Below are 5,422 nucleotides of genomic sequence, written 5' to 3'. Positions count from 1 at the left end.
TGCCCACCCTTATTCTTCTTGGGAAAGAGGAACTAATGAAAATACGAACGGACTAATTAGACGCTTTTTCCCAAAAGGAACAGACTTCGGTAAGGTTACCGAAAAAGAACTAAAAATAGTTCAAGAGAAACTAAATAATAGCTTGGATTCAAGCCAACCTAGATGCATATTGAGAAAATAAAAATCATAAATTTTAAATGTTTCAAAGAGAAGTTTGAATTAGTTTTCTGAGTTATATTTGAATTACTAAGTTGTGAAAATTAAAGGAATATCCAAAAGAATCACTCGAAAAAAGTCAAGGTTGTTGATTATAACATGTAATTCTATGACAGAACCAGTTTTTTTATGTTATTAAATTGTAAATCAATCTTATACGTAAATAATTAACATATCAAGCAACTATTCAACGCTTATTTTATAGGAGTGTGTCTTTTTAGAAATATGTATCCATACAAGAAAAAAGAATGCATTTTTTTTCTAGACATTCACTAATCAAAACTACTCGTTCTAAAACAAAACAATGCTCTTAATTTACTCATGGATATACCCTATTTCAACTTTCCTAAACTTCTTGTATTAAGAAGAAAATCAAAAGGAAATTCGTCTCACTTTGATCAGTATACTCCAATAACAAGTACTCTCATTGCAACTGCAAGAGCTTCTTTAACTGTTTTAATATAACAAAACTAAACACTAATATTTTGCCTGTGAAATTATATATTTCAAAGGAATATATTCCTACAAAATCGTTTACACCTCCAACTGAGGTTCTTTCAATAAATACACCTAGTAATGTTGGACCAATACATTTCTCGGTAACTGTTCCTGAAATGGTTTTAGATTGCGCAAATACCTTGAGTAAAAACAACATCAGTAGTGTTAATAATAATTTTTATTTGAAAGTAGAGGTTAATCATTTCATTAAAGATAGAACAAAACATTTATTTTGCAATATTTTATCGCATAAATTTCTCTATATATACAATTAAAAGTCAAAACATTAATTTTTTGCCTATATTTACTGCACTAATATTATAAGATTGGAATTCATGCTCTTTTTTATAATATTGTAATCTCTAAAAATCATTTCTTGAAAAAACAGCAACGTCTTCAAATTATTTTAAATGAAATTAACATTCATAATAGAGTTTTATTAACTGATTTAGCAGTAATATTAAATGTTTCAATGGATACTGTTCGTAGAGATATAAAAGAATTGGACGATGTGAAAAGTCTTAGAAAAGTGCATGGAGGAGCTGTGTCAAATGGATTTAACATTTACTCTGGTAGAAACAGGGAAATCTATGAACTAGAAAACAAAACAGTCATTGCTAAAAAAGGTGTTTCGCTATTAAAAAACGGAGATGTTGTTTTAATTAGTGGTGGATCTACCAATATTGAGCTTGCTAAATTGATTCCTAAAAACATGAATCTCACATTTTTTACACCAAGCTTACCGATGGCAATTGAACTATTAAATAATGTATCAGAAAACGATGAGGTTATATTTATTGGCGGAAAATTATCACGAAGCTCACAATTGGCAACAGGTGCTAGCTCTATTTTTATTTTATCTGAAATTAAAGCAGATATCTGTTTTCTAGGTACTGGATGGATTGATGTAAATGAAGGAATTACTGCTATTGATTGGGAAATAACACAAATGAAAAAAGCAATGATTAAAGCTTCTAAAAAACTGGTTTCATTGACTATATCGGAAAAATTGAACACCCATAATAAATTTAAAATTTGTAATATAAATTGTCTTACATCTCTTGTAACGGAACTTTCACCTGACGATAAACTATTAAAAGAATATCACCATAAAAATATTGAAATATTATAAAACCATCAAAGACCTTCATTTTTATGTCAGTCTTTGATTTAATACCAATTTAATTTTTAAATGACATTATAATAATAATTTTGAATGTTTTTTATTCAGATAAGCAATAAAAACAGTAGCATAACTGCTCTACGGTTTTGTTTTTGTATAAAATATAAATTAAACGAATTTAATGCGTCATTTAAATATTAAAAATGGTATAAGTTGCTCATCCATTAGGGACTGAGTCTAGGACTGATTAAATAGCTTATCTCTCAAAAAATGAAATACACTGCTTGTAGAATTTTCTATAGTACTACCGTGAAATCAATTCCAAATTATGACGAACTCATTAATGAACACAACGGTGTTTTACCTTTTGAATTTTTAATCGTAAGAAATAGTAATGTGATAATGAGTACAATTATTAATCGTGCTTATTATCTATATACAAATGAAAAAATGCAATTTAGAGCCGGTCGACAAAAGAACAACTGGGGAATCAATACTACATGGAACCTGAACGATCATTTTAATATTTACAATTTTGATTACGAAGAACGGGAAGATGCTGTTAGAATCACATATTTACCTAATTATATATCTAGTTTTGATATTGCCTCTAAATTTACTGATGATTGGAAAACAGGTGTTATTTCAGCATTGTACAAATTCAACAGACTAAATTACGATTTTCAATTCTTAATGGGTAAATTTTACAGGAAAACATCTGTATGTAAAGATAGGGAAGGAAGTATCAAAAACATGGTATTTAAAGGAAAGCTTATCTTTTTTAAACCTTGTGATTCTAATGGTTCTATGAACACCTCTTTTTCTACAAGTTTGGATTATTCATTAAAAAACAGAAATTATTTGACGATGAATTATCTATACAATTCTTCTGGTTCAAATAAATTAAGTGATACTGAAAATTCTATTTTTAATAGTCCAAATACAGAGTACCCAATTCCTGCAAAACATACTATTATGGAGTCTGCCTCGTATATGGGAAGTCCTATTTTTTCGAGCTCATTAATAAATGTATACAATTTCGGTATACGCTGTTTAACCATTACTCCATTGGCTACCTTTAGCGTCATGAATAATTTAGATTTGGATATTATTGGACAGTTCTTTTGGCAAGAGTTTGGCACTCGTAGTTTCCAAAATATTGGAAATGGTATTTGTCGGAGGTTTAAATTGAGTTTTTAACATGAAGAAATTTAAAATCCCCTCCGCTCCTACTTTCTTACTTCTCATTTGTGCTTTTGTAGCATTACTTACTTGGTTAATTCCTGCAGGTGCCTACCAAACAATCACTTATGACACTACTCAAAAATTAATCATTCACAAGAACCTTGAGATATCCACAAATTTAAAAGCGACCCAAGAAACATTGGACTCTTTACTTATTTCAATTCCATTAGAAAAATTCACTTCTGGAGCAATTTGGAAACCTATCACAATACCTAATTCTTATCAAAAACTAACGTCCAAACCTCAAGGCATAATTTCTTTTTTTCAAGCCCCTATTAAAGGAATTGTTGCAGCTTCTGATATTATATTTTTGGTTTTGATTATTGGAGGATTGATAGCAATAATGAATAAAACAGGTGCTTTTGATGCAGGGATTTTCTGGTTAGGAGAAAAGCTGAAAGGAAAAGAATATTTATTGATTATAGTAACCACAACAACCATTGCTTTAGGAGGAACAACATTTGGATTGGCAGAAGAAACAATCGCTTTTTATCCCATATTAATTCCCATATTTTTAGCCGCAAAATATGACGCCATTGTTGCCTTAGCTTCTGTTTATATAGGTTCTTCGGTAGGAACTATGTTTTCTACTACAAATCCCTTTAGCACCATTATTGCTTCCGATGCTGCTGGAATTAACTGGACAACAGGTATTGAGCAAAGGATGATATTTCTTGTAATTTCCTTAGCAATTTGTATCCTCTATATTATTCGATATGCAAAAATGGTTCAAAATAATCCTTCTAAATCATTAATTTTTGGACAAAAAAAAGCCATCGAGACAAGGTTTAAAAAAACTAAAAAGATAAAACTTACTGTTCAATTGAAAATAATATTATTTGTGTTTATAAATTGTTTTGTATTAATGATTTATGGTGTTTCTCAATTGAACTGGTGGTTTTTAGAAATGACTACTGTGTTTTTTGTCGGTGCAATATTGATAGGAATTATTGGAGGAATACGAGAGAAAACATTTGTCAATACTTTTATTTTGGGAGCGAGTGACTTATTGGGTGTTGCTATTATTATAGGTATCGCAAGAGGAATTTCAATTCTTATGGACGATGGTATGATTAGCAATACCGTTTTGTATTATACGAGTGAATTAACGTCGGGAATGAATAAAGGTTTGTTTGCGAATTTATTAGTTGTTATTTATGGTGGACTTTCCTTTTTTATACCATCTTCATCTGGAATGGCAGTGTTAACGATACCTGTAATTGCTCCATTAGCGGATACTATAGGTTTCGGGAGAGAAATTATTGTGAATTGTTATTTGTACGGTATGGGACTATTTTCTTTTATCAACCCTACGGGACTCATTCTGGCAACTCTTGCCATTGTAAATGTTAGTTTTGACAAGTGGTTACGATTTGTTTTGCCGCTTGTCGGGATATTATTTATTCTTGTAATCTTGATTACAAGTTTTTCTATAGTATTTTAATCGCTTAATAATATGGTAATTCTCTTAATAAAACTGTAAGTTTGTTCTTTCTAAAAAATTAAAATTTAAAATAATATTCATGAGTATACAAACTGAATTAGAAATACGTAGTGGATCTAAATGTGAATTATGTGGTTCAGACAAAGATTTAAAACCTTATCAAATTAAACCTATGAATACGGGTGGTATTGATGAGAACCTATTGGCGTGTTTTACTTGTAGTGATCAGATTGATAATTCAGAAAAAACAGATGCTAACCATTGGCGTTGTTTAAATGACAGTATGTGGAGTGAATTTGATGGCGTAAAAGTAATTGCTTGGCGTATATTAAATCGTTTAAAAAATGAAGGATGGCCACAAGATTTATTGGATATGTTGTATTTAGAACCTGATGTACTAAAATATGCTGAAGTTACAGGTGAAGGAATAAGTGAAGATGAAAAAATTATTCATAAAGATTGCAATGGAGCACTTTTAAGTAATGGTGATACAATTACTTTAACGCAAGATTTAGATGTAAAAGGAGGTGGTAATTTCACTGCTAAAAGAGGAACGGCTGTGAGAAATATCTCTCTAACTTATGACAATGCTGAACATATTGAAGGGAGAATAAATGGTGTACATCTTGTAATTCTCACAAAATTTGTGAAGAAATCTTTTCCAAAAGAATAGAAAAACAACTTCTATTATAAAAAAGGCTATCCATTGCATTGGATAGCCTTTTTACACCAATTTAAATGTTAAAAAGGTTTTGTATTAACTCAGAACCAATAGTTCTTTAATTAATATATTTTTTTGTATCTTTATTTATGGAAAAAACAGACTTACGAAGCGTGTCCGATCAAGAAAGAGAAATTATACGAAGGGATGCCATAAAAATGATAAATCGAGGAGA

The 5,422-nt window shown here is 30.0% G+C and carries 4 protein-coding genes and 1 pseudogene; all 5 read left to right on the top strand.

Annotated features, from left to right (window positions below):
* Nucleotides 1–181, top strand: a pseudogene (locus tag V5787_RS07325) (IS30 family transposase); the annotation flags it as partial.
* A 909-nt stretch (nucleotides 182–1,090) separates the two neighbouring features.
* The gene (locus V5787_RS07320) at nucleotides 1,091–1,846 is read left to right on the top strand and encodes a DeoR/GlpR family DNA-binding transcription regulator (protein WP_336892603.1); all 756 of its coding nucleotides are present in this window, start codon (nucleotides 1,091–1,093) and stop codon (nucleotides 1,844–1,846) included.
* A gap of 261 nt (nucleotides 1,847–2,107) precedes the next feature.
* Entirely contained in the window at nucleotides 2,108–3,037 is a 930-nt protein-coding gene (locus V5787_RS07315; protein WP_336892602.1) for a hypothetical protein, read from the top strand.
* Nucleotide 3,038: 1 nt separating this feature from the next.
* Nucleotides 3,039–4,526 (top strand): YfcC family protein, encoded by a 1,488-nt coding sequence (locus V5787_RS07310; RefSeq protein WP_336892601.1) that lies wholly within the window; start codon nucleotides 3,039–3,041, stop codon nucleotides 4,524–4,526.
* Nucleotides 4,527–4,605: 79 nt separating this feature from the next.
* Complete coding sequence (locus tag V5787_RS07305) at nucleotides 4,606–5,199, top strand: PhnA domain-containing protein (protein WP_336892600.1); 594 nt, start codon at nucleotides 4,606–4,608, stop codon at nucleotides 5,197–5,199.
* The last annotated feature ends 223 nt before the right edge of the window (nucleotides 5,200–5,422 follow it).

Origin of the sequence: Flavicella sp. (assembly GCF_037132785.1) — a bacterium.
In the GTDB taxonomy this organism is placed as follows: domain Bacteria; phylum Bacteroidota; class Bacteroidia; order Flavobacteriales; family Flavobacteriaceae; genus Flavicella.
Note: the sequence above shows the minus strand (reverse complement) of the source record. Positions and strands in the feature narration are given on the sequence as shown.